This is a genomic window from Haloferax mediterranei ATCC 33500 (assembly GCF_000306765.2).
GTDB classification, from domain to species: Archaea; Halobacteriota; Halobacteria; order Halobacteriales; family Haloferacaceae; genus Haloferax; species Haloferax mediterranei.
In genome coordinates, this window is sequence record NC_017941.2 from 1,017,890 (window position 1) to 1,039,107 (window position 21,218).

The 21,218-nt window shown below is 61.4% G+C and carries 23 protein-coding genes; 10 read left to right on the forward strand and 13 right to left on the reverse strand.

From position 1 onward, the window contains the following. Nucleotides 1-8: 8 nt before the first annotated feature. Genes mnhG through mbhE form a run of 7 tightly spaced genes read right to left on the reverse strand, consistent with a single transcriptional unit; the run spans nt 9 to nt 6,178 of the window. Entirely contained in the window at nt 9-395 is a 387-nt protein-coding gene (gene mnhG / locus HFX_RS05180; RefSeq protein ID WP_004572609.1) for a monovalent cation/H(+) antiporter subunit G, read from the reverse strand. Continuing rightward, entirely contained in the window at nt 392-685 is a 294-nt protein-coding gene (locus HFX_RS05185) for a monovalent cation/H+ antiporter complex subunit F (RefSeq protein ID WP_004572608.1), read from the reverse strand. The genes mnhG and HFX_RS05185 overlap by 4 nt, the downstream gene beginning before the upstream one ends. Then, a complete protein-coding gene (locus tag HFX_RS05190) occupies nt 678-1,274 on the reverse strand; it encodes a Na+/H+ antiporter subunit E (protein ID WP_004572607.1) in 597 nt (198 codons plus the stop codon). The genes HFX_RS05185 and HFX_RS05190 overlap by 8 nt, the downstream gene beginning before the upstream one ends. Further along, nucleotides 1,271-2,968, reverse strand: a complete 1,698-nt coding sequence (locus tag HFX_RS05195; protein WP_004572606.1) for a Na+/H+ antiporter subunit D — start codon at nt 2,966-2,968, stop codon at nt 1,271-1,273. Before HFX_RS05195 ends, HFX_RS05190 begins: the two co-directional genes overlap by 4 nt. Next, on the reverse strand, nt 2,965-3,306 hold the full coding sequence (locus tag HFX_RS05200; RefSeq protein WP_004572605.1) for a sodium:proton antiporter: 342 nt from the start codon (nt 3,304-3,306) through the stop codon (nt 2,965-2,967). Before HFX_RS05200 ends, HFX_RS05195 begins: the two co-directional genes overlap by 4 nt. Next, entirely contained in the window at nt 3,303-3,776 is a 474-nt protein-coding gene (locus tag HFX_RS05205; RefSeq protein ID WP_004572604.1) for an MnhB domain-containing protein, read from the reverse strand. Before HFX_RS05205 ends, HFX_RS05200 begins: the two co-directional genes overlap by 4 nt. Beyond that, a complete protein-coding gene (gene mbhE, locus HFX_RS05210) occupies nt 3,773-6,178 on the reverse strand; it encodes a hydrogen gas-evolving membrane-bound hydrogenase subunit E (protein WP_004572603.1) in 2,406 nt (801 codons plus the stop codon). The genes HFX_RS05205 and mbhE overlap by 4 nt, the downstream gene beginning before the upstream one ends. Nucleotides 6,179-6,597: 419 nt before the next feature. Between mbhE and HFX_RS05215 the strand changes: the two genes are divergently transcribed. From HFX_RS05215 to HFX_RS05255, 9 genes are all read left to right on the forward strand, one after another. After that, nucleotides 6,598-6,921 (forward strand): ArsR/SmtB family transcription factor, encoded by a 324-nt coding sequence (locus HFX_RS05215; protein WP_004572602.1) that lies wholly within the window; start codon nt 6,598-6,600, stop codon nt 6,919-6,921. Between the two features lie 326 nt (nt 6,922-7,247). Further along, nucleotides 7,248-7,649: a hypothetical protein gene (locus HFX_RS05220; RefSeq protein ID WP_004572601.1), complete on the forward strand. Its 402-nt coding sequence runs from the start codon at nt 7,248-7,250 to the stop codon at nt 7,647-7,649. Between the two features lie 280 nt (nt 7,650-7,929). After that, nucleotides 7,930-8,496, forward strand: coding sequence for a hypoxanthine/guanine phosphoribosyltransferase (gene hpt / locus HFX_RS05225; RefSeq protein ID WP_004572600.1), 567 nt, complete (start codon nt 7,930-7,932; stop codon nt 8,494-8,496). A 241-nt stretch (nt 8,497-8,737) separates the two neighbouring features. Then, nucleotides 8,738-10,594: an ABC transporter substrate-binding protein gene (locus HFX_RS05230; protein ID WP_014732232.1), complete on the forward strand. Its 1,857-nt coding sequence runs from the start codon at nt 8,738-8,740 to the stop codon at nt 10,592-10,594. Nucleotides 10,595-10,610: 16 nt separating this feature from the next. Beyond that, nucleotides 10,611-11,585 (forward strand): ABC transporter permease, encoded by a 975-nt coding sequence (locus HFX_RS05235; protein WP_014732233.1) that lies wholly within the window; start codon nt 10,611-10,613, stop codon nt 11,583-11,585. Then, nucleotides 11,585-12,760, forward strand: coding sequence for an ABC transporter permease (locus tag HFX_RS05240; protein ID WP_004572597.1), 1,176 nt, complete (start codon nt 11,585-11,587; stop codon nt 12,758-12,760). The genes HFX_RS05235 and HFX_RS05240 overlap by 1 nt, the downstream gene beginning before the upstream one ends. Beyond that, nucleotides 12,757-13,821 (forward strand): ABC transporter ATP-binding protein, encoded by a 1,065-nt coding sequence (locus HFX_RS05245; RefSeq protein ID WP_004572596.1) that lies wholly within the window; start codon nt 12,757-12,759, stop codon nt 13,819-13,821. The genes HFX_RS05240 and HFX_RS05245 overlap by 4 nt, the downstream gene beginning before the upstream one ends. Continuing rightward, nucleotides 13,818-15,119: an ABC transporter ATP-binding protein gene (locus HFX_RS05250; protein ID WP_004572595.1), complete on the forward strand. Its 1,302-nt coding sequence runs from the start codon at nt 13,818-13,820 to the stop codon at nt 15,117-15,119. The genes HFX_RS05245 and HFX_RS05250 overlap by 4 nt, the downstream gene beginning before the upstream one ends. 172 nt (nt 15,120-15,291) lie before the next feature. Beyond that, on the forward strand, nt 15,292-15,975 hold the full coding sequence (locus HFX_RS05255; RefSeq protein WP_004572594.1) for a type 1 glutamine amidotransferase domain-containing protein: 684 nt from the start codon (nt 15,292-15,294) through the stop codon (nt 15,973-15,975). Between the two features lie 53 nt (nt 15,976-16,028). On the opposite strand, the gene HFX_RS05260 is transcribed toward HFX_RS05255, so the two are convergent. After that, nucleotides 16,029-16,328 (reverse strand): transcriptional regulator, encoded by a 300-nt coding sequence (locus HFX_RS05260; RefSeq protein ID WP_004572593.1) that lies wholly within the window; start codon nt 16,326-16,328, stop codon nt 16,029-16,031. A 162-nt stretch (nt 16,329-16,490) separates the two neighbouring features. Here HFX_RS05260 and HFX_RS05265 point away from each other — a divergent pair, with 162 nt between their 5' ends. After that, nucleotides 16,491-17,459: a sugar phosphate nucleotidyltransferase gene (locus HFX_RS05265; RefSeq protein ID WP_004572592.1), complete on the forward strand. Its 969-nt coding sequence runs from the start codon at nt 16,491-16,493 to the stop codon at nt 17,457-17,459. A gap of 54 nt (nt 17,460-17,513) precedes the next feature. Here the strand turns inward: HFX_RS05265 and HFX_RS05270 are convergent, their stop codons facing one another. The 5 genes from HFX_RS05270 to HFX_RS05290 form a co-directional block, all read right to left on the reverse strand. Next, nucleotides 17,514-18,224, reverse strand: a complete 711-nt coding sequence (locus HFX_RS05270; protein WP_004572591.1) for a diphthine--ammonia ligase — start codon at nt 18,222-18,224, stop codon at nt 17,514-17,516. 59 nt (nt 18,225-18,283) lie between these two features. Continuing rightward, complete coding sequence (locus HFX_RS05275; RefSeq protein ID WP_004572590.1) at nt 18,284-18,946, reverse strand: hypothetical protein; 663 nt, start codon at nt 18,944-18,946, stop codon at nt 18,284-18,286. 166 nt (nt 18,947-19,112) lie between these two features. After that, nucleotides 19,113-19,775, reverse strand: a complete 663-nt coding sequence (locus HFX_RS05280; RefSeq protein WP_004572589.1) for a hypothetical protein — start codon at nt 19,773-19,775, stop codon at nt 19,113-19,115. 35 nt (nt 19,776-19,810) lie between these two features. Then, the gene (locus tag HFX_RS05285) at nt 19,811-19,984 is read right to left on the reverse strand and encodes a hypothetical protein (protein ID WP_004572588.1); all 174 of its coding nucleotides are present in this window, start codon (nt 19,982-19,984) and stop codon (nt 19,811-19,813) included. 248 nt (nt 19,985-20,232) lie between these two features. Further along, nucleotides 20,233-21,204 (reverse strand): phosphoadenosine phosphosulfate reductase family protein, encoded by a 972-nt coding sequence (locus HFX_RS05290; RefSeq protein ID WP_004572587.1) that lies wholly within the window; start codon nt 21,202-21,204, stop codon nt 20,233-20,235. Nucleotides 21,205-21,218: the final 14 nt, after the last annotated feature.

The following is a 21,218-nucleotide window of genomic DNA, read 5'->3' on the forward strand; positions in this document are numbered from 1 at the left end:
GACGGCGGTTAGTCGTCGCCGTCGTTTGCGGTCATAATGTCCTCTCCCTCATCCGGCCATGTGACGCCATCGACGAACGGGACACCCATCTGCTGGGCGGCCTGCGAAATCATGTGGGCACCAGTCGGTGCGGTGAGGAACAAAAACAGCACCGTCACGAGTGCCATCAGTCCGTCACCGTGCGGTAGATAGTACACCGACCCGGCGAGGGCGATAGACGCCGCACCGAGGGTGGTCGCCTTCGACGTGGCGTGCATCCGGTTGTAGATGGTGGGGAATCGGAGCAGGCCGATGGTCCCGACGAGGAGGAAGAAACTCCCGACGAGCGTCAACAGGATGACGAGGGCCGCGCGGACGGGTCCGACCGTCACGGCGGCCGCGCTCTCGGCACTCATTCGATGATGTCCCCCTCCGTGACGTACCGAGCCACGGTAATCGTGCTGATGAAGCCGATGATGGCGAGAACGAGGCTCACGCCGACGAAATAGCCCTGATTCGACCAGATAGCGTACAGGGCGGCGATGGCGACGACGTTCGTCCCGATGGTGTCGAGTGCGACGACGCGGTCCGGGACCGTCGGCCCGCGAATGACGCGATAGCTCACGAGGAGCGTCAGGCCGGCCGCGAGGACGAGCCCGGCGAAGAGCACGTCGTTCATCCACGTGAGGTACGCCGGGTCAGCCATGCCGCTCACCTCCCGCGACGGCCGCGGTCTTACTGTCCTCCCCGTTGGCCTGCGCTTGCGGTGCGGGGTCGCCGGGCTTCAGTTCTTCGTCGAAGATGACGAGTGCGTAGTCCTCCCACCGGCGAATCGGTTCGAGAATGCCGTCGAGGTCGCTCCCGTCGATGCTGTGCACGTACAGCGTGTTCGTGTCGTCGTCGTAGTCCATTGTCAACGTCCCCGGAGTGAGGGTGATACTGTTCGCAATCGTCGTGATAGCGGCGGGAGACCGAACCCGGAGTGGCACCTCCACGACAGCCGGGTCGATAGGCATCGACGGAGCCAGCGTCCGCCGCGCCACGTCGATGTTGGCCGTGAGGAGTTCCCAGAGGAACGTCAGGAGGTACAGCGTCGCGTAGGGTGCGACGCGGACGCTCCCGACGATAGACGCCTTGTCGCTGTAGAAACGGCGGAAGAAGTACGCGATTCCCATTCCGACGCCGAGGCCGATGATGAACTCTTCGAGGAGTCGCTGCGGCGTGAGTTCGACGCCGCGAACGAACAGCCAGAGGATGGCCATGACGAGACCGGAAACGGGCCAGCGGCGACTCATGCGTGGCCACCTCCCGATTCGAGGCCGACACCCGGTCCGTGCATCACGGCGTCGATGTAGCCGTTCGTATCCAGTGCAGCGTGGGCCGCCGCATCGGCCGTGGCGAACAGGGCTTCGAACCCGATACCGAAGCCGATGGCGGCGATTGCGAGCGCAACCACGACGGTCACCTGCGTGGTGAGTTCGAGTCGTTTCAGACCGCCGCTGCCACCGTCGGTCATCGCTACGTCACCGCCTCCAACTGACCAGCGGTCGGGTAGTGCGGCGTTGACCGCGTCGCTCGGGCGACCCCAGAACACCGCGTTCCACGCGCGGGTGTAGTACGCGATGGTCAGAATCGCACCGGCGAGGGCGACCGCGAGGGCGAGTCCGGCACCGGCAGCGCCGGCGGCGAACGCCTTCGCGGCGGCTTGGAAGACGAGGAACTTGCCGAAGAAGCCCGAAAGCGGCGGGACGCCGATGAGCGTCAGCGCGCCGAGGAGGAACCCGGCGGCGAGCACCGGCGCGCGGTCGGCGAGACCGCCGAGGTCCGAGAGCCGGTCGCTTCCGACGACATCCTGAATGGTCCCACTCGCAAGGAAGAGCAGGCTCTTGGCCAGCCCGTGATTGAACGCGTAGACGAGCGCGGCGGTTACGCCGAGGTCCCGGACGGTCTCGGACGGCGCGGTCGCGGCCACCGCCAGCGGGAGGACGATGAAGCCCACCTGACTGATAGAGGAGTACGCGAGGATGCCGTCCACGTCGTCGCGGCCGACGGCACCGATGCCGCCGAGGATGATGCTGACCGCGGCCATGGCGAACATGACCGGGCCGAAGAATCCGAGGAAGGAGTCGCCGCTGATGCCGAGGAACGAGAGGTCGATAGACGCCGCGGCGAAGATGGTGAAGTAGAGTCGGATGATGGCGTAGACGCCGACCTTCTTTACGACGCCGGCGAGCATCGCGGTCACCGGCGACGGTGCGGCACGGTAAGCCGCGGGTACCCAGAACTGGAACGGTGCGAGACCGGCCTTCAGCGCGAAGACCGAAAACAGCACCGCGGAGAGTCCGAGCACCGGAAGGACGGCGACGTTGTGTGGCTCCGGGTTCGACAGTAGCTGAGCCATGTGAGCCATGTTGAGCGTCCCGGTCGTGCTGTACAGTCCACCGATAGCGATGAGCATCACTGCGCTGCCGATGAGGTTGAGCACGACGTAGTTGAGCGCCGCGCGGGTGTGCTCGCGTCCGGAGTAGAACAGCACGAGGATGTAGCTCGACATGAGCATCACCTCGAACCAGACGAACAGGTTGAAGATGTCGCCTGTGAGGAACGACCCCGTTACGCCGACCAGCATGAAGTGGTACAGCGGGTGGTAGCTGAGTCGCTGGCCGAACGCGTCGATAGACGCGACGGAGTACACGAGCACCAGAAGCGACACGAAACTGGCGAGCGCCAGCATGAACACCGAGAGCGCGTCGGCGACGAGCGTGATGCCGAACGGCGCGGCCCAGTTGGACACCTGGTAGACCAGCGTGGTCGATTCGCCTCCGAGCGGAAGTATCACCGCGTCGAACAGGGCGGCGACGGCGACGAGGTAGCCGACGCCCCCGAGCAGACTGACCGTCCGCTGGAGTAGGTCGCTCGGGCGCGTGAGCAGTGTCAAGATGGCTGTCACGAGGGCCACGAGGAGCGGTGCGATGACGAGCGTGCTCATCTGCTACCTCCGAGTTCGTACATGTCGATGGTTCCGTGTTCCTCGTACACCCGGTAGGTCAAGACGAGGGCCAGTGCCGTCGTCCCGAAGCCGATGACGATGGCGGTGAGCACCAGCGCCTGCACGATTGGGTCCGAAGGCGCGGGGCCGCCGCCACCGTGACCGGAGAGGATGGGTGCGAGTCCGTCGAACCCACCCATGGTGACGAGGTAGACGTTCGCCGATTGGCTGATGATGCTGATACCCCAGACGACGCGTACGACGTCGCGGCGAAGGACGAGGTACGTGCCGATCATAAAGAGGATGCCGAGGATGGCGGCGAGGAAAACTTGGGTCATTCGTTACCGACCTCCGCGACGATAGTGAGGAGTCCCCCGACGACGGCAAAGAAGACGCCGAGGTCGAAGGCGAACGCGCTCGCGACTTCGAGTTCGCCGTAAATCGGGACGTGCTCCAAAAAGAGCACACCCTGCGTGAGGAACGGCGCGTCGAACGCGAGCGGCGCGAGACTGGATGCGACCGCGATGGCGAGACCGAGCGATGCCATCCAGCGGTAGTTTTCGACGAGTCGGTGTTGCTCCGACCCGTCGGGTGCGATGTCGAGAATCTCGCGCTGGATGAAATCCAGCCCGAAGATGACGTACACGAGCGCGAAGGCGGCGGCGGCGAGGACGGCCCCGATGAAGCCGCCGCCCGGCAGGTTGTGCCCGCGGAACAGGAGCGCAATCGCCGTCACCAGAATGATGGGGACGACGATGCGCGCGACAGTCCGCGAGATGACCGTCGTGCGGCCGGATGACCCGCTCATTGCGTCTCACCCTGCCCTCGCATGCGAATCAGCGTCAGGATGGCAAGCGACGCCATCACGACGACCGAAATCTCTCCCATCGTATCGAATCCGCGGAAGTCGACGAGGATGACGTTGACGATGTTCGACCCGCCACCGAAGTCCGCGAAGAACGTCCCGTGTTCGGCGGGGACGCCCGCGTGGTGGATGAAGAATTCCTTCAAGCTCCCATCAGGGTCTGCATTCGTCGAGAACAGGACGGTGAGGAACACCGTCCCACCGACGGCAAACGAGAGGAGACCATCGCGGATGAAGACGAGTCGGTCGGGTGCGTCGCCGTAGAACGCCGGGAGGCGGTCCAAGACGAGCAGGAAGATGACCAACACGAGCGTCTCGACGACGAGTTGCGTCAACGCGAGGTCGGGTGCATCCGCGAGGATGTAGAAGATGGCGACCATGAAGCCGACGATAGAGAGCGTCAACACACCGGCGACGTGCGAGGGTGCGACATCGACGGCGAACGCGCCGACGAGCGCGACCAAGAGGACGAGTACGATGGGAATCGAGACGCTGAGTCCCTCGATATTCGGCATCGGAACCCCGGCGGCCGCGTAGCCGCCGAGTGCGAGCGCGACGAAGCCGAAGAGACCCCACGTCGCGTACGTGCGGAGGAGTCCCGTCTGAATCTTCGGCGTAACGGCGACGCTCGTGGTCGTCAGTCCTTCGACGAAGTTGTCGTACCACCAGTTCGCGCGGACCGGGCCGCGCAGGGCCGCATTGATAGCGTCGTGGATTCGGTCGTAGAACGGGAAGGCCGCCGCACCGACGACGATAGTGATGATACTCATGATGACGTACGGCGTCAGTTTCGTCGGGAAGTGCACCGAAAAGGAGTGCGCTTCCCCGGGGACGACGCTCCCGTAGACCTGTCCGACCAAGCCCTCGATGAAGAGGTTCGGGTCGGCGGAGATGGCGAGCACGAGCGCGCCGAGAATGGCCGGCGGAACGAGCATCGCCACCGGCGGGCGGTGGACGTGTCCCAGTCCATCGGGTTCGTCGCCGAAGAACAGCGAGGCGAATTTGATGGAGTAGAGGAACGTGAAGACGCTCCCGAACACCGCGACGACCGGGAAGGCCCACGCGATACCGCCCATGTGTTCGGCGGCGTGGTAGGACGCCTCGAACAGCAGTTCTTTCGAGTAGAAGCCGTTGAACGGCGGGAAGCCGGCCATCGAAAGCGACGCGACGACGGCGATGACCGCCGTAATCGGAAGATGCTTTCGGAGGCCGCCGAGGCGGTCAATGTTCCGTGTTCCGGCCTCGTGGGCGATGATGCCCGCGACCATGAACAGCGCCGCCTTGAAGCTCGCGTGGTTCAGGATGTGGAACGCGCCGGCTTCGGCACCGTAGCTGTTTGCGAAGCCGAAGGCGGCGATGATGAGTCCCAGATGGGACGCAGTAGAGTACGCGAGTAGTTCCTTGATGTCGGTCGCACTCACCGCGAGCATGGCCGCGACAGTCATCGTCAGCAGGCCGAGCACGGCGAAGATAAGCGTCCAATCGCCGAGGACCGCGGCCTCTTTGGGGAGGAACAGCGGTCGGAAGCGACCGACGAGGTAGACGCCGGCTTTGACCATCGTCGCGGAGTGGAGGAACGCCGAAACCGGTGTGGGTGCCTCCATCGCGTTCGGAAGCCACACGTGGAACGGGACCTGTGCGGACTTCGTGGCTGCGCCGAGACCGATGAGGACGAGCACGGGAACGAGCAGCCCGGCGGACGAAAGCTCCGCACGGAGTACGTCCGCGTGCTCGACGAGCAGTTGGATGCTGTAGGTCGTGCCCTCGATTGCAGTCGTCTGGCCGGATGCCCAGACGAGAAGCAAGAATCCGACGAGCATGAACAGCCCTCCGGAGACGGTGATGAGCATCGACTTCCGAGCGGCGTACTGGGAGGACTTCTCTCCGGTGTAGTGACCGATGAGAATGAACGACGAGAGACTCGTCAGTTCCCAGAAGACGAACAGGGCGATGAGGTCGCCCGCGAGGGCCACCCCGAGCATCGACCCCATGAACGCCAACAGCGTCGCGTAGTATTTCGCCTGGCCCGGCTCGCCGTGCATGTAGCCTCCCGAGTAGGTGAGGATAAGCACGCCGACACCGCTGGCGAGGAAGGCGATGAGAAGCGCCAACCCATCTACGTGGAATGCCAGCGAGACGCCGAGCGAGGGAATCCAGTCGAACGCAACGGTTCCATGCGCCCCCGCGAGATATTGGTCCGTCACGAGGCCAAGAGTGACCAACGCGACAGTGGCCGCGAAGTACGCCGTGCGCTCCCCGAGAAGCCGATAAACGGCAGGGGTGAACGCCGCGGCGAGAAACGGCAGGAAGACGACCGCGAGGACGACTTCCGGTGTGGGTTGCACGGGCGAAGTTGTGAATAGCGCGGACTTAGGTGTTGTCAAACCTATCGGGCCTTCAGTATCGAACCAACCCACAAGACTACCTGAATTTCAAATAAAACCAGCATATTGGTTGGGATTCGAACTCGAACCCACCCGATTAGGCGGCTCACTTCGTGATTGTGAACTGTCTCAATTCTGTTCGTCTTGCAGTGTCACACGTCTGGGCATCGTGGCTCTGTACGTCTGAAAGAAACCCGTGACTCACGGTTCCAACCGACCGCTAGTGGTCTATTTTCGCCCGCATCTCTGACCAGTCACTGGTGGTCTGTCTCCGACTCGGGATACCGACACCTCCGAATCCGGGGGAAACGAATTCTCGTGTGGGTGAATGTCATGGTTGCGCAACTACTTTATACACACATTCGGACGCTTTCATCAGGATGGACGGAAGTGTGGCGAGTGACGAACTCCTCAACGTACTCGGAGATACCGAGTCGAGGGCGCTCCTCGTTGCCCTCTGTCGAGAACCACGGTCTGCAAAAGAACTCGGTGAGACGCTCGACCGTTCACTTCCGACCGTATACCGACGACTCGACCGACTGTGTGAGTGCGGTCTCGTGGCATCGACCACGGAGGTACGCAACGATGGGACACACTATCGCCGGTATGAATGTACGTTCGACCGGACGCTTGTCTCGCTGTCGGAAGACGGATTCCTCGTCGAGGTCGGTTCGGAAGGAGAGACACCCGAGAGCGAACGATAGGTGGGTTCGGTCGGCAGTTGTAGCACCCCAGTAGACCCGAGACAGCGGAGTTGATTCGTATATTAGTCAGTCTGCAACAAAATCCGCATGGATGATATGTTTCTGTCGATGTTCAGGATTGATTCGGTTTCCGCACCCGATTGTTAGTCATGGTACATACTATTGCTTGGTGAGTGGCTATTTTTCAGCGAGCGAAAGTCCACCTTCACATTTATAGCAACAAGTGACTATCTGGAATTCATGAACAGTCCAGGCGCGCGCTCCGGGCAGGGAGACGCGCAGCGTCAGGGCATGGGGGGAAACGAATGATAATCGACCCGGCACGGATGGCATCCGTGAACGGACCGGGACCCGACAGTGATGTCGCAATGGATGCGATTCGAGAGACAGCGGAGGGGGCTGTCTCGCTGGTCGCCGTCTACGGCGCGACAGCGTTCGACCTGTTTCACGTCGGGGAAACGGTCCGTGAGGCGTTCGGGAGTCGCGACGAACTCGTTGCACACCTGAGCTCGCTCGCCGAAGAGACTCGACGCGAGTTCATGGAACGTGGGTTGTTCTCCGGACTCAGTCCGGTCCAAAACAGCGTCGAATACCGGTTCGAAGAGCGTGACGACTACGGCGTCCTGCAGGTGTACTGCGGCGGCCGTGGTATGTTGCTCTTCGTCGAACCGGACGAACCCGTCGAACCACTTGTTCGGACGGCGTCACAACTTCTCGGCGGAATGTAACTGCACTCGGGACCTGCTATAGTAGCGTTTGCAAGTCATTGCACACTCGATCGGCCGCTGTCGTGCGGTCGGATGTGTAACCAGTTGCAAACGCTACTATAGTCCCGAGGACAGACTACTCGATACCTGAGTGGCGACACGGACCGCCAGTAGTGAAATCACATCAACCGGCTGTAACGAAGGTACTACTCCTCGGCAGTCGATACCGCGCATCGTGGGTCGGCGTGTCCGACAGCCTTCGAACCGCCACATTTTATGCCTAACCCGGGGAACGGGCGTCATGGACCAGTTGCGGCAGTCCCTTCTCGACGCGCCAATCATCCAAAAAGGAGACTACGAGTACTTCGTACACCCCATCAGCGACGGTGTTCCGATGCTGGAGCCGGGGCTCCTTCGCGAAATTGTCATCAAAATCATCCGCAAGGCGGACCTCGAAGATGTCGACAAAATCGTCACGCCCGCGGCCATGGGCATCCACATCTCCACCGCGGTTTCGCTCATGACGGACATCCCGCTTGTCGTTATCCGCAAGCGCGAGTACGGCCTCGACGGCGAGGTCTCGCTCCACCAGCAGACCGGCTACTCCGAGGGCGACATGTTCATCAACGACGTAGACGAGGGTGACCGCGTGCTCGTTCTCGACGACGTGCTCTCGACCGGTGGCACGATGAAGGCCGTTCTCGACGCCCTCGACCACATCGGTGCAGACGTGGTCGACACCGTCGCTATCATCAAGAAGGCCGGCCCGACCGAACTCGATGACTCGGAACACAACGTCAAGACGCTCATCAACGTGACCGTCGAAGACGGCGAAGTCGTCATCGTCGACGAACACGGCGACGACTAACTACGGTCGATACCGACCAACGATTTTTCTGGGGTACACACCTCACGTGTGTACTTCCGACCCACTCAGTCAGAGCAACGCTGCGCGCGTCCCCGAGACCCTTTATTAGTGAGTGAGACTCCCTGTTGGGCACTAACTTCAGGTAAATCGTTCATTCATTTTCGTATACGGAAGGGAGTTTGATTTTTGACAATATCAAGTAGCCGAAACATATTTATATACATGGTTGTTCACACCATTCATGGTTCGCGGTAACATTATCCATCCAAATCGACGAACGCTTTTGAAGACACTCGGTGCCGGCGGTCTCGCCGGGCTTGCAGGGTGTACCGGCGAGGACGGCGACGGTACGCCCACCGAAGATGGTGGTGGGGGCGGCGACGCGACGCCCGAGGACGACCTCGGTGACACGCTCGTCGGCCCCGATGGCGAGCAGGTGACGCTCAGTATGGTCTACTCCACAGGGGGCCAGACGACCAAGACCATCGCGCAGTTCGTCCAACAGGAGTATGGGAAATTAGGAATCGGCGTCGAGTTGACGGGGGTCCCGTTCAACACGATGCTCTCGAAGTACGCCCAGAACACGTACAAGCCGGAAGGCGGCGAAGAGCGCTCGTCGTTCAACGCCGGTCCCCGCGACGAGGCGACGAGTCAGGAACAGTGGGACCTCATGCTCGGTATCGGGTTTAACTCCTATCCGCGAACGCCGACCTCAATCCGCCCGTTCTGGACGAGCGAGGAGAAACGCGAACAAGCGACGACTAATTTCTACGGCTATCGCCCGAGCGAGAATATTGCCGGGATGCTCGACGAGGCGTCGAAAGAGACCGACGAGGCGAAGCGGCAAGAACTCCTCGCGGACGTATTCGGCATTCTCAGCCACGACCAACCCGTCAACTTCTACGAGTTCTCGGTCGACCTCAACGGCTTCCAGAAGGACATTGAAGGTATCAACCCCGGGCCGAGTATCGGCTATAACTCCCAGCAGTATTTCCGCGGTGAGTCCGGTAGCACGCCGTCCGTTACGGGCGCGTACAGTGTCGGTTCGGCCACTGACGCAAAAACGCTCAACCCAATTCGAATCAACGACGTATCGTCCTCGAATCGACTCGAACTCACACTCGATACTGCGTACACGCTCGACAATAACGATGAAGTCGTCTACCGATGGGTCGAGTCAATCGACACTGACGACAAGCAGAACTACGAGTTCACGCTCCGTGACAACCTCCAGTGGGGTGCGGGCTACGGGCAGATGACCGCCGACGACTGGGTGTACTACATCGAGGAAGTCCACCAAGCCGAGGACAACTGGGCGGGCGACGTGAACCAGTCGGACTGGTTCCGCGGCGGAGAGCCCATCCCGGTCGAGAAGACGGGGAAACTGAGCTTCGAAGTCCAACTGCCCGAAGTGGACCCAGCGTTCATCAAGAAGCCCATCATGTGGGAGTCGTTCTGCCTGCCGAAGGGACTCGTCGAGAAGTACCGCGACATGGACGACGGCGGCAACAAACTCAACCAGTCGAAGGCGATTCAGGAGATTACGTACTCCGGAAACCTCGGCCCGTACACGTTCGACCGCTGGGACCGCGAATCGGTGTTCGTGGCGAAGCGTAACGAGGACTACTACCTGCGCGACGTGGAGGGCTACGACGGCGTACCCTACTTCGAGGAGAAGAAGTATCAGGTGTTCGGCGAGCAGTCGACTCGTCTGTCGGCGTTCGAGACCGGAGAGGTCGACCAGGTGGGAGTGCCCTCCTCGAAAGCGAAGAAGTTCAAAGACCTCGACTCCACGAAAGTCATTCAGACGCCAAACGCATTCTGTTCGATTCTCGCGTACAACCAGCGCGCCAACGGCTGGGACCAACTGCGCACCCGCGAAGTCCGGTACGCACTCTCGATGGGTGTAAACAAAGAAACCATCGTCGAGAGCATCGACCGCGGCTACGCCAAGGTCGCCCACACCCACCAACCCGAGTACTCCGACTGGTTCGACGACTCGAAGGTCGAAAAGACAGGCGTCGGTGAGAACTACGGCGCTGCGAAAGCCAAACGGATGCTCGCCGACAACCTGTCCGGCGACTACTCGTTCAAATGAACGTGGAGGCTCTCCGATGAGCATGCAATGGTACGTCGCTCGCCGCGTCGCGTGGGCAGTGGTTGCGACGTATCTCATCTTGAGTATCACGTTCGGACTCCTCGTGGTTGCCCCGGGCGACGGCCAAACGGCCTTCGCATTCAAAGCCGCGACGCAGGGCGGCGATGTCGATGAGGCGAGAGAAACGTTCGACGAGATAACCGGCCGCGACGAACCGATGTTGACCAGATACAAGAACTACATGGTGAACATGGCGACACTCAACTGGGGGTGGTCGTACACCCGGAATCAACCGGTGTTGACGGCGATAACGGAGGCGTACCCCTACTCACTTATGTACGCCCTCCCGGCGACGCTCATCTCTATCGTCTTCGGGTACGCAATCGGGTTGTACTCGGCGACACACCAGTACACGCTGACCGACTACTTCGGGACGTTCACGGCCTTCTTCGGCATCAGCATCCCGAATTTCTGGTTCGGTATCATGCTTATACTGGTGTTCGCTGTCGACTTGAACTGGCTCCCGAGTTACTACCAGACTGGTAGGGGGATATGGACGTTCGCCAACGTGAAACAGCTCATCTTACCGATTATCGTCCTTTCGACGGGGGCCATCGCCGGGAACATGCGTTACTCACGGGCTGAAGCCCTCGAATACGTCCATGCGGACTTCGTGAAGACGGCGCGTGCAAAGGGTGCAGACGACTGGCGCGTCCTCGTCCGGCACATCTTCAGACCGGCGCTCGTGCCGCTTATGACCATTCTCGTCGCCGACATCCTCGGCTTGCTGTTCGCCGGGGCGTACATCACGGAGGTGGTCTTCCAGATACCCGGACTCGGGCTGTTGAGCTACAAAGCTATCGTCCAACAGGACACGGCGCTCGTCATGGCGACGACGCTCATTCCGGTGTTCATCGCAATCATCGGGAACCTGCTACAGGACATCGCCTACACCGTGTTGGACCCGCGCATCGACTACGGAGGTCGGTGATGGCGGCCGACACCCCTCCCGGTTCGACTTCGGCCACTGGTTCGGCCTCGACCGACCGATTCGAAGACGTTGACTGGGACGAACTCGGCGGACTGGGGCTCCCGCGACGGACGCGCTACCTCGTCGTGAGCGCGCTGGTCTACACCGCGGCCGTCGGATACGACGTGTTTCTCACCGAGGATGCACTCATCTCGGGGACGAACTGGTTGTTCCTCTTGACGCTCCTCGCGGGGACGTTCTTCGTGGCGTGGCCGCTCGCGGAGAACAAACGACTCACGGCCTACTACTGGCGGCGATTCAAGAAGAACCGCGCCGCTGTGGTGAGTGCCCTGTATCTCCTCGTGGTGTTCGTTCTCGGGACATTTGGGCCATTGTTCATCGCAAAGCCCGAACTGAACGTTCTTGCGGCGTACCAACCGCCGATGTTCCTCGGCGTCGACTCCAGTGTTCCCTCCACGTGCGTCGGGACCGTCGCCGACGGCGTGTGCCAAGGAACCTGGAAATACCCACTTGGAACGACGAGCGACGGCAAAGGAATCGCGAGACTCGTCGTCTTCGGCATGCGCGTGAGTATGCAGGTCGGTCTCATCACGATGCTCATCGTCATCAGCATCGGAACCGTCGTCGGTACGTCAGCAGCGTACTTCGGCGACCTCGTCGACGAACTTCTGATGCGCTATGTCGACATTCAGCAGACCTTCCCGACGTTCTTCCTGTTCCTCATCGTGACCTACCTGTTCAAACCGAGCCTCTTCTTGCTCATCACGATATTCGGGTTCCTCGGGTGGGGCGGTATCGCCCGTCTCGTCCGGTCTGAGGCGCTTCAACGCCGCGAAGAGGAGTACATCCGTGCTGCGGAGAACGCCGGAGCGTCGGACGGGTGGATTATCCGCCGACATCTCATGCCGAACGTGTCGAACACGGTTATCACGGCGGCGACGCTGCTAATTCCGTCGTTCATCCTCTTCGAAGCGACGTTCGCGTTCCTCGGGCTGACGGACCCCGCGACGCCGTCGTGGGGACAGGTCATCGCGTCGGGCCGTGGCGACCTCGACAGCGCGTGGTGGATTGCCACCATCCCCGGCGTCTTCCTGTTCTGTACCGTCCTGGCGTTCAACTTCGTCGGCGACGCACTGCGTGATGCGCTCGACCCGCGTTCGGAGGGAGACGCATGATCGACCCGCTTCTCTCTGTCCGCGACCTTCACGTCCAGTTCCGAACCGACGAGGGGGTCGTTCGGGCTGTCGATGGTATCTCGTTCGACGTCGCTCCCGGCGAAACGGTCTGTGTCGTCGGGGAATCCGGTTCCGGCAAGACCGTGGCCTGCGAGTCGATTACGAAACTCATCCCGATGCCACCCGGCGAAATCGCCGGCGGCGAGGTCGTCTTCGACGGCGAAGACCTCACGGATGCGACCGAAAAACAACTGCAGTCGATTCGGGGCGACCGCATCGCGCACATCTTCCAAGACCCGCAGGGGGCGCTCAACCCGGTCTACCCGGTCGGCGCGCAAATCGTCGAGGCGGTTCGACTCCACAGCGACGTGTCGAAGGAGGCCGCGCGCGACCGCGCAATCGACCTCCTCGACCGCGTCGGCATCCCGGAGGCGACGAACCGCGTCGACGACTACCCACACGAGTTCTCCGGCGGTATGAAACAGCGAGTCGTCATCGCCATGGCGCTCGCGGCCGACCCGGACCTGCTCATCGCCGACGAACCGACGACGGCACTCGACGTGACTATCCAGTCGCAGATTCTCAGCCTCCTGCGCGACCTGCAAGCTGAGTTCGGCATGAGCATCATCTTCGTCACGCACAACCTCGGCGTCGTCGCCGAAATCGCCGACCGCGTCGTCGTCATGTACGCGGGGAAGGTGATGGAGACCGGAAGCGTCCACGACGTGTTCGAGCGACCCTCACACCCGTACACGAAGGCGCTTCTCGAATGCCTCCCGGGAGTCGGTCACTCGATGGAACCCATCGGCGGAACGCTTCCGGACCTGACTGCGCCACCGGAGGGATGTCGATTCAATCCACGGTGTCCGTACGCGACGGACGACTGTCGAAGCGGGGACCACCCGGAACTTCTCGAAGCGGCACCCGACCACCGTGCGGCGTGTGTCTACTACGGTCCCGGCTACGACGCGTCGGTCATTCGCGGCGAGAGCGACTCGGAGGCACGCGCCACCGATGGCGGCCACAGCGGTTCCGACGCAACCGGCGGTGATGCACGATGAGTTCCGACCCACTACTTTCGGTTCGAAACCTGAAGAAACACTACCCGATCACTGAAGGCGTCCTCAAGAAGGAAGTCGGTCGCGTGCGGGCGGTCGACGGTATCTCGTTCGAGGTCGAACGCGGCGAGACGCTCGGACTCGTCGGGGAGTCGGGGTGCGGAAAGTCGACGGCTGCGACGTCGCTTCTCCGACTGGAAGAGCCGACTGACGGCGAGGTCGTCTTCGACGGCGCGGACATCACAGCGCACGGCGACGCCGAACTCAAGGCGTTCCGTCGCCGGGCGCAGATGATGTTTCAGGACCCGTCGTCGAGTTTCGGCCCCCGGATGAGCGTCGGCGAATCCGTCGCCGAACCGCTCGCCATCCACGGGATGCGCGACCGAAAACGACGGCGACGCATCGTGGAAAACCTGCTGGAGCGCGTTGGGCTGTCAGCAGCCGCTTTCGACCGCTACCCGCACGAGTTCTCCGGTGGGCAGAAACAACGAATCGCACTCGCGCGGGCGCTGGTCCTCAACCCGGAACTCATCGTCGCCGACGAACCGGTGTCGGCGCTCGACGTGTCCATCCAGGCCGAAATCATCTCGCTGATGCGCGACTTACAGGCCGAGTTCGGCCTCGCTATCGTGTTTATCAGCCACGACCTCGGCGTCGTCCGCGAAGTCTGTGACCGCGTCGCCGTCATGTATCTCGGCGAAATCGTCGAGATAGCCGATACGGAGACGCTCTTCGACGACCCACAGCACCCCTACACGAAGGCGCTTCTCTCGTCGATTCCGACGCCGGACCCCTCGCGCCGAAACGAGGGTATCGAACTCACCGGTGACGTTCCTAGTCCGTCGAACCCGCCATCCGGGTGCCGGTTCCACACTCGCTGTCCGGTGGTTATCCAACCGGACGAATTTAGCCTCGAACAGTCGGAGTGGCGGCACGTACTCGACCTCCGGCTCCGCGTCGAGCGCGGTATCGATGTCCAGGACGTTCGCGAGTTCCTCGTCGCCGAGGGCGAAGCGGATGCGCCCGAGGATGTCCCGGGTGACGCAGTCGCGCGCGAACTCCGCCGGGAGTTCGACGTTCCACAGACGCTTTCGGACCCGAACGCGGAAACGATTCTCTCGAACGCGATTTCGGACCTCACCGACGGTGAACACGACGCGGCCCGGCGAACCCTCAACGAGTCGTTCACAACCGTCTGCGAGCGCGACCATCCCGAATTGGAGGCAACCGGAGTGGGAACAACGGCGGCGTGTCTTCGAGTCGGAAACGACCGACAGGTCGACCCGCCGACGCCCGACTGATAAGGACTGTTGTAACTATTCACCGGTGACCGCCCTCCCGGTGCTGGCGACACCGGTAAGAGACTACAACAGTCCTTATGTATCGCTCGCGACCGCTCCGTCGCGCGCGGAGAACCCACCTGGATTTCCGCGTCCACGGGTCCTTTTTGTAGTCGGGGCATACTCGGGACTGATGACAGCAGCGCTTTTCATCGTCAGCGAGGAAGGATACTGGGGCGAGGAGTGTATCGAACCGCTCACCACACTGAGCGACGCCGGTGTCGACGTAACGGTGGCGACGCCGACGGGCGCGCCGCCGGTCATCGACGAGCGCTCTGTCGACCCCGACTCAGTCGGCAAGGAATTCGCCGAGCACATTCTCGACGTACACGAAACCGACGAGCGACTACAGAACCCCGAGAAAATCGCGCAGGTCGACGCCAACGACTACGACGCCGTGGTCTTTCCCGGCGGTCACGGAACCGCGTGGGATATCAATCAGGACCGACACGCTCGACAGGCGCTCTTGCAGGCCGTCGCCGGTGACGGGAGCAAAGCGCTCGTCGTCTGTCACGCCGTCGGTATCCTCGGATTCACTCGCGAAGCAGACGGGTCGTTCCTCGTCGACGGCCGCGAGGTGACGGGCTTCCCGAACGAATGGGAGGAAGACATTCTCGACGACGACGACCTGATGCCCGACGGTCGGAAACTCCCGTACTGGGTCGAAGACGAAGTCAAGGCCGCAGGCGGTATCTGGGACGCCGAACTCGACAGCGAGACGAGCGTCACCGTCGACGGCGACCTCATCACTGCACGCGGTCCCGGGTCGTCAGCTGCGGCTGCGCAGACGCTGTTGGACGAGTTGGACGCGATATAAGCAAGCGGGACAAACGGAGAGACAGCGCGGGGTGGGACGCTGCCCCCGCGGAACTACTCGATTTTAAACACGGCTTCTTCGATACCTTCGCTCCGACACTCCGGACAGCGCGAGGGGTAGTTCACGGGGTCGTCGAAGGCGCTGAACCCGCAGTTCCGGCACTCTGGTGGAGCGACGAGGAACTGCTCGCCGTCCTGACCGTGGACGGAACGGGCGACGTGTTGGAGGTGACCGTAGACGGAGGACACCGAGACGCCGACGTTCGCCGAGAGTTCGGACGCGGTTGCGGGGTCGGCACGGAGGGCATCAGCGATGCGCTGGCGTGTCGTCGTGGTGGTCTCCTGGTCTGTCATACTGCTCGCTTAGATGGCGAACGGAAAATTCCTTCCGCCGTCTCAGTGTTACACACCTTCCGTCATCCCCTTGCCGAACCCCCGCGACTATCCCATCGTCGAAATGTCAAGAGTATAGAGAAGATGCAAAAAGGCCTTGACCACGTGGTGGGATTTCAGAGTATGAAGGCAGTCGTCCTTGCTGGTGGTTACGCGACCCGTCTGTGGCCTATCACCAAACACCGACCGAAGATGTTCTTGCCCGTCGGTGACCAGACCGTTATCGACACTATCTTTGAAGACCTCGAAGCCGACGACCGCGTCTCTGAGGTGTTCGTGAGTACGAACGAGCGATTCGCCGACTCGTTCGAGGAGTACATCGCCGACTCGTCGTTCGAAAAGCCGACGCTCTCTGTCGAAGACACCAGTGCCGAAGACGAGAAGTTCGGCGTCGTCGGGGCGCTCGAACAACTCATCGACCGTGAGGAAGTCGACGAGGACCTCGTCGTCATCGCGGGTGACAACCTCATCAGCTTCGACGTTGCGGACTTCGTGGACTTCTTCTACGAAAAAGACGAGCCGTGTCTCGCCGCCTACGACGTACAGGACCGAGAGCGCGCGAAGTCCTACGGTCTCGTCGAACTCGACGGCGACCGCGTCGTCAACTTCCAGGAAAAGCCCGACGACCCGAAGAGCACGCTCGTTTCTATCGCGTGCTACGCGTTCCCGGCTGAGGACCTGCCCAAGTTCGACGAGTACCTCGCGGGCGACAACAATCCCGACGAACCCGGCTGGTTCATGCAGTGGCTTCAGCAGAACGGCGACGTGTTCGCGTACACGTTCGACGGCGCGTGGTTCGACATCGGTACGCCCCAGAGTTACCTCGATGCAGTCGCGTGGTATCTCGACGGCGAGAACTACATCCACGATACCGCGACGCTGAACAACACCGAACTCGGAACGAACGTGCACGTCATGGCCGACGCCGTAGTCGAAGACTCCACGCTCGACGAGTCGGTGGTCTTCCCCGGCGCGATTGTCCGTAACGCGGAACTCAAGAACTCCATCGTCGACGAAGAGACGCACATCGAGAACCTCGACCTCTCGAACGCGCTTATCGGTGCGCATTCGAAGCTGACGAACGGACAGTAACTTCCGTTTTCAGCGTCTCTCGCGTTTTTAGAAATGGCCGTCAAATAAGTGACTTCAGCCGAGATAGGCGTCAGTAATCCGGAGTCGACCGTGGGTTCCCTCCCACACCTTCTCGTACTCCAGTTCGATAGGGCGGTCCATGTGCGGAGCGTCGGTAACGAGCGTCTCGAACTCGCCGCCTTCGCCGAGGATGTGGACGCCGTACTGTTCGTTGAGTTCCTCTAATTCGTCGAGCGCGTCGGCGTCGAGCGTCCGGCCGAGCCACGATTCGTCGAGACCGTGAGCCGCGACTTGGATGAGCGTAATTTCGAAGCCGGCGTCGAGCATCGCCTCGCCGAGTTCCCGCGGATTTTCCTGCCACAGCGGGGCGAACAGGTCGATGCCGAGACGGTCGCACATCCCTTCGATTCGGTTCGTCTGGAACTCGCTTTCGATTGCGCCCGCGGTGACGCCCGCGAGGTCGATTTCGGATTGCAGGTCCGACAGGGCGGCTTCGAGCGGTTCGAGTTCCGCGTCGCCCTGCGCGCCGGAGTCCTCGACATCTGTCGCTTCGAGGTCGCCGGGGTGGACCTCGACGAGTTCGATTCCGGTGCTCTCCGCGGCGAGAGAGGCGAGGTCGGTCGCGGGGACGTGGTACATGTACGAGTCGTCGCTCGGGTGGACGGTCAAGAGTCGGGTGACGTTCAATCCCTCTTCGAGCGCGCGGTAAAGCGCCCACGAGGAGTCCTTTCCGCCGGAAAAGAGGCTAACCCACTCGGATGTCATGGAGGCGATAGCGGGTTGGGGGAGATAGGCGCTACGGTGTGGACGCTACTCGATGGGAGTTACTCGGGAACCCGCGGCGCGATTGCGATGTATCGCTCGCCCGTGGGGTCTCGGAACATCACCGGGCGAGGTGCTTCTTCGGGGTGGACCCGCACGTTCGACAGTTCTTCGCTTGGGTCGTATCCGAAGATACGTTTGACGTTGGTGACGAGCGCTTCTGACACCGCTGACGTACCCCCGTTGGCGTTTTCGTAGCTGTACACTGGCTCGTCGTACTCGTCTTCTTCGAGGGTGATATCGACCGGCTCAGCCGTTATCTCTTCTTTGAATGGGAATTGCTCCTCAGCGTCTTGGTCGAACTCGAAGCGGGCGACGTTCTTGTGGTCGATGAGGTATCCCTCAGTCCAATCGACGTCGGAGAGACCGACGGTGTCTGAACGAACGCCGTCGTCGTCCGTCGTTACGTCGGCGTCCTCAGTCAAGAACGAGCGGTCGATTCCGAACAGTCGAACGAACAGCATTCCTTGACGCTCGTGTTCTTCCATCGGCCGGTCGCCGATAACCTGTTGGAGGCCAACCGCGTCAGATTGCTCCTCTGTGGATTCGGCCACGACGATTTCGACGACTCGGCCAGCGTACTGAACGCCGAGATTGACCCGACCTTGGCTGTCTGCTCGTAGCGTTTCGTGCTTCTCGGGGTCTCGAATCGTTGTCTCAATCATTGGTTGCTTGCACCAACAATAGGTTGTTTGTGACTACTGCTACTAAATTGTTCCTGCTAGAACCAACATGGCCCAATAATAGTCTATACTCACCAAGTGACCCCACAGCAGCATCGCTGGATGCGGTCTCACCCACACCGGATTCCGAATCGAGCGTGCGGGGAAGTCAGTCGATTCGGCCGGCCCAATAACAGAGACCAACCCCGATAGAAAGGAGGGCCATCCGAACCACGAACCGCGCGCCGTTCATACTCTCACGGTCTGTAGCTACATAATCTCGATAGTACGAGCCGTCGTACGAGACGACGGCGTCGGTACGTTTCCAGAATTCGGTCCCGACGAGCGGACGGCCCGTTCGAACGGTCCCTTCTCGAACGATTCGCTGGACACCTCGCGGGAATTCTCTGGCCGGAGTAGACGCAAGTTCGAGCGCCGTGGCGTTCGAGACTGGAGTGAGTGCAACACGAACCGTGCCGTTCTCGTAGTGCGTGGCGTTCGGTCGGTAGAACGCGTGGTCGTCGTTCGGAAACACGACGAGCGTCTTCTCCCTGTCGAACGCGTTCGCACCCTCGTAGGTCGGAGCGGAGACGACTCGCGGACCGCCGTCTCGGACGGTTGGTGCGAGCGTACAGGACCCGGCGCACATGGCGGTTTTCTCGGGCCAGCTTAACCATCCGTCGAGTCCCGCAGTAGTTGGTTCGACGGGTTCGGCGGTGTACTCGTAGGTCCACAAGGCGGTCCCGAGGGGCGCGAATACGGCCGCGAGGAGTACCGTGGTACCGAGCGAGAGGAGAACGAGGCGTTGCTGTGGAGGGTCAAGCGAGGGCACGGGTGTGTCTCGTGAGCGACTTTGTATATTTATTTCTACATGTATCCCGAGTCCCGAAGTCGCTCCATCAGATTCTCTTTGTCCTGCACTCTGCTCTCGCGTTCCTTACTCGCGCCGATATCCTGCACCCACGCGGGTCGGTCGTCGGATTTGGCAGAGCCGGATTCCGTACCGAGCGAGCGGTAGCCCTCGAAGTATTTTGGTGACACGGGGAGGTCGGATGGAGCGATTCCCTCCGGGAGTCGTCACTGGACTCGGGGAGCCGAGAAGTCACAGAGAGAGTACGTTGGCCGTGGATATCGCTGTTTCCGCTGCGAGACAGTCGCAGTCACTACCACGATAGAAAACAGCCTCACGATAGAAGACGGTCGGCACTCGGCGTCGAGAGGCTCGCCTGTCGACAGCGAGACCGCGAAAAAGTGGTCGCGTAGTGTGTTGTGTTAGTTGTCGGCCGACGTTACATGTAGCCGAGGTCGCGCAGGCGCTCCATCAGGTCCTCTTTGTCCTGGGCGCGGCCAGCGCGCTCGGTCGTGTTCTCCATGTCCTGCAGCCACGCCGGTTCCTCGGCGGACTTGTCGGTCGAGACTTCGCTGCCGAGACTGCGGAAGCCAGCGAAGTACTTCGGCGAGACGGGCACGTCTTCCTGCGTGACACCCTCGGGGAGGTCCTCGTCGTTTTCGGGGACGTAGCCGTCTTCGGGGTAGTTTTCGACGGTGTCCGGGACTGCGAAGTACCAGAAGGCGTCCCAGACGGCGCTCTCTTCGAACTGGAGGATGGGTTGAACGCGGTCGTGCGGCGGGTAGATGTCCGGGTCGTGACGGGGACTGATGAACGTCTCGTCGGCACGAGCTTCCTGTTCGTCCCAGCGGACGCCGGAGATGACGCCGTCGATGTCGTGCTCTTCGAGCGTGTCGTTGAGCGCGACAGTCTTCAGCAGGTGGTTGCCCACGTAGGTGTCGAGGAGGAAGGGGAACGTGTCCTCTTCGTATTCGAGAATCTCGCGGACGTGGTGCTGGTTGTGTTCGGAGAGTTCCGAAATCGGGATGTCGTCACCGGGTTCGAGACCGTTCTCGTCGACGTACGCACCTACGTCCTCGTTGCGGGCCCAGATGACGTCGAGGTCCCACTCGTCGGCCCAGTGCTTGACGAAGTCCATGATTTCGTCGAAGTGCTGGTAGTGGTCGATGAAGACCGCCGGCGGGACTTCGAGGTCGTAGCGCTCGGCGACTTCCTTGATGAAGTAGAGCGTAAGCGTCGAGTCCTTGCCGCCGGTCCACATCACGGCGGGGTTGTCGTACTGTTCGAGACCCGTTCTGGTAACCTCGATGGCCTTCTCGATTTTGTCCTCGATACTCGGGTAATCGTCCGGCGTTTCACCTTCGCCGTCGGTGTAGTCGACGTCGAGATAGTCTGGGAAGGCTTTCGACATTGTTCGTAATTACA

What these genes read in the sequence shown, in the direction of transcription:
- mnhG (WP_004572609.1), bottom strand. Translation starts at nt 395, where the DNA reads ATGAGTGCCGAGAGCGCGGCCGCCGTGACGGTCGGACCCGTCCGCGCG.
- HFX_RS05185 (WP_004572608.1), bottom strand. Translation starts at nt 685, where the DNA reads ATGGCTGACCCGGCGTACCTCACGTGGATGAACGACGTGCTCTTCGCC.
- HFX_RS05190 (WP_004572607.1), bottom strand. Translation starts at nt 1,274, where the DNA reads ATGAGTCGCCGCTGGCCCGTTTCCGGTCTCGTCATGGCCATCCTCTGG.
- HFX_RS05195 (WP_004572606.1), bottom strand. Translation starts at nt 2,968, where the DNA reads ATGAGCACGCTCGTCATCGCACCGCTCCTCGTGGCCCTCGTGACAGCC.
- HFX_RS05200 (WP_004572605.1), bottom strand. Translation starts at nt 3,306, where the DNA reads ATGACCCAAGTTTTCCTCGCCGCCATCCTCGGCATCCTCTTTATGATC.
- HFX_RS05205 (WP_004572604.1), bottom strand. Translation starts at nt 3,776, where the DNA reads ATGAGCGGGTCATCCGGCCGCACGACGGTCATCTCGCGGACTGTCGCG.
- HFX_RS05215 (WP_004572602.1), top strand. Translation starts at nt 6,598, where the DNA reads ATGGACGGAAGTGTGGCGAGTGACGAACTCCTCAACGTACTCGGAGAT.
- HFX_RS05220 (WP_004572601.1), top strand. Translation starts at nt 7,248, where the DNA reads ATGGCATCCGTGAACGGACCGGGACCCGACAGTGATGTCGCAATGGAT.
- hpt (WP_004572600.1), top strand. Translation starts at nt 7,930, where the DNA reads ATGGACCAGTTGCGGCAGTCCCTTCTCGACGCGCCAATCATCCAAAAA.
- HFX_RS05230 (WP_014732232.1), top strand. Translation starts at nt 8,738, where the DNA reads ATGGTTCGCGGTAACATTATCCATCCAAATCGACGAACGCTTTTGAAG.
- HFX_RS05235 (WP_014732233.1), top strand. Translation starts at nt 10,611, where the DNA reads ATGAGCATGCAATGGTACGTCGCTCGCCGCGTCGCGTGGGCAGTGGTT.
- HFX_RS05240 (WP_004572597.1), top strand. Translation starts at nt 11,585, where the DNA reads ATGGCGGCCGACACCCCTCCCGGTTCGACTTCGGCCACTGGTTCGGCC.
- HFX_RS05245 (WP_004572596.1), top strand. Translation starts at nt 12,757, where the DNA reads ATGATCGACCCGCTTCTCTCTGTCCGCGACCTTCACGTCCAGTTCCGA.
- HFX_RS05250 (WP_004572595.1), top strand. Translation starts at nt 13,818, where the DNA reads ATGAGTTCCGACCCACTACTTTCGGTTCGAAACCTGAAGAAACACTAC.
- HFX_RS05255 (WP_004572594.1), top strand. Translation starts at nt 15,292, where the DNA reads ATGACAGCAGCGCTTTTCATCGTCAGCGAGGAAGGATACTGGGGCGAG.
- HFX_RS05260 (WP_004572593.1), bottom strand. Translation starts at nt 16,328, where the DNA reads ATGACAGACCAGGAGACCACCACGACGACACGCCAGCGCATCGCTGAT.
- HFX_RS05265 (WP_004572592.1), top strand. Translation starts at nt 16,491, where the DNA reads ATGAAGGCAGTCGTCCTTGCTGGTGGTTACGCGACCCGTCTGTGGCCT.
- HFX_RS05270 (WP_004572591.1), bottom strand. Translation starts at nt 18,224, where the DNA reads ATGACATCCGAGTGGGTTAGCCTCTTTTCCGGCGGAAAGGACTCCTCG.
- HFX_RS05275 (WP_004572590.1), bottom strand. Translation starts at nt 18,946, where the DNA reads ATGATTGAGACAACGATTCGAGACCCCGAGAAGCACGAAACGCTACGA.
- HFX_RS05290 (WP_004572587.1), bottom strand. Translation starts at nt 21,204, where the DNA reads ATGTCGAAAGCCTTCCCAGACTATCTCGACGTCGACTACACCGACGGC.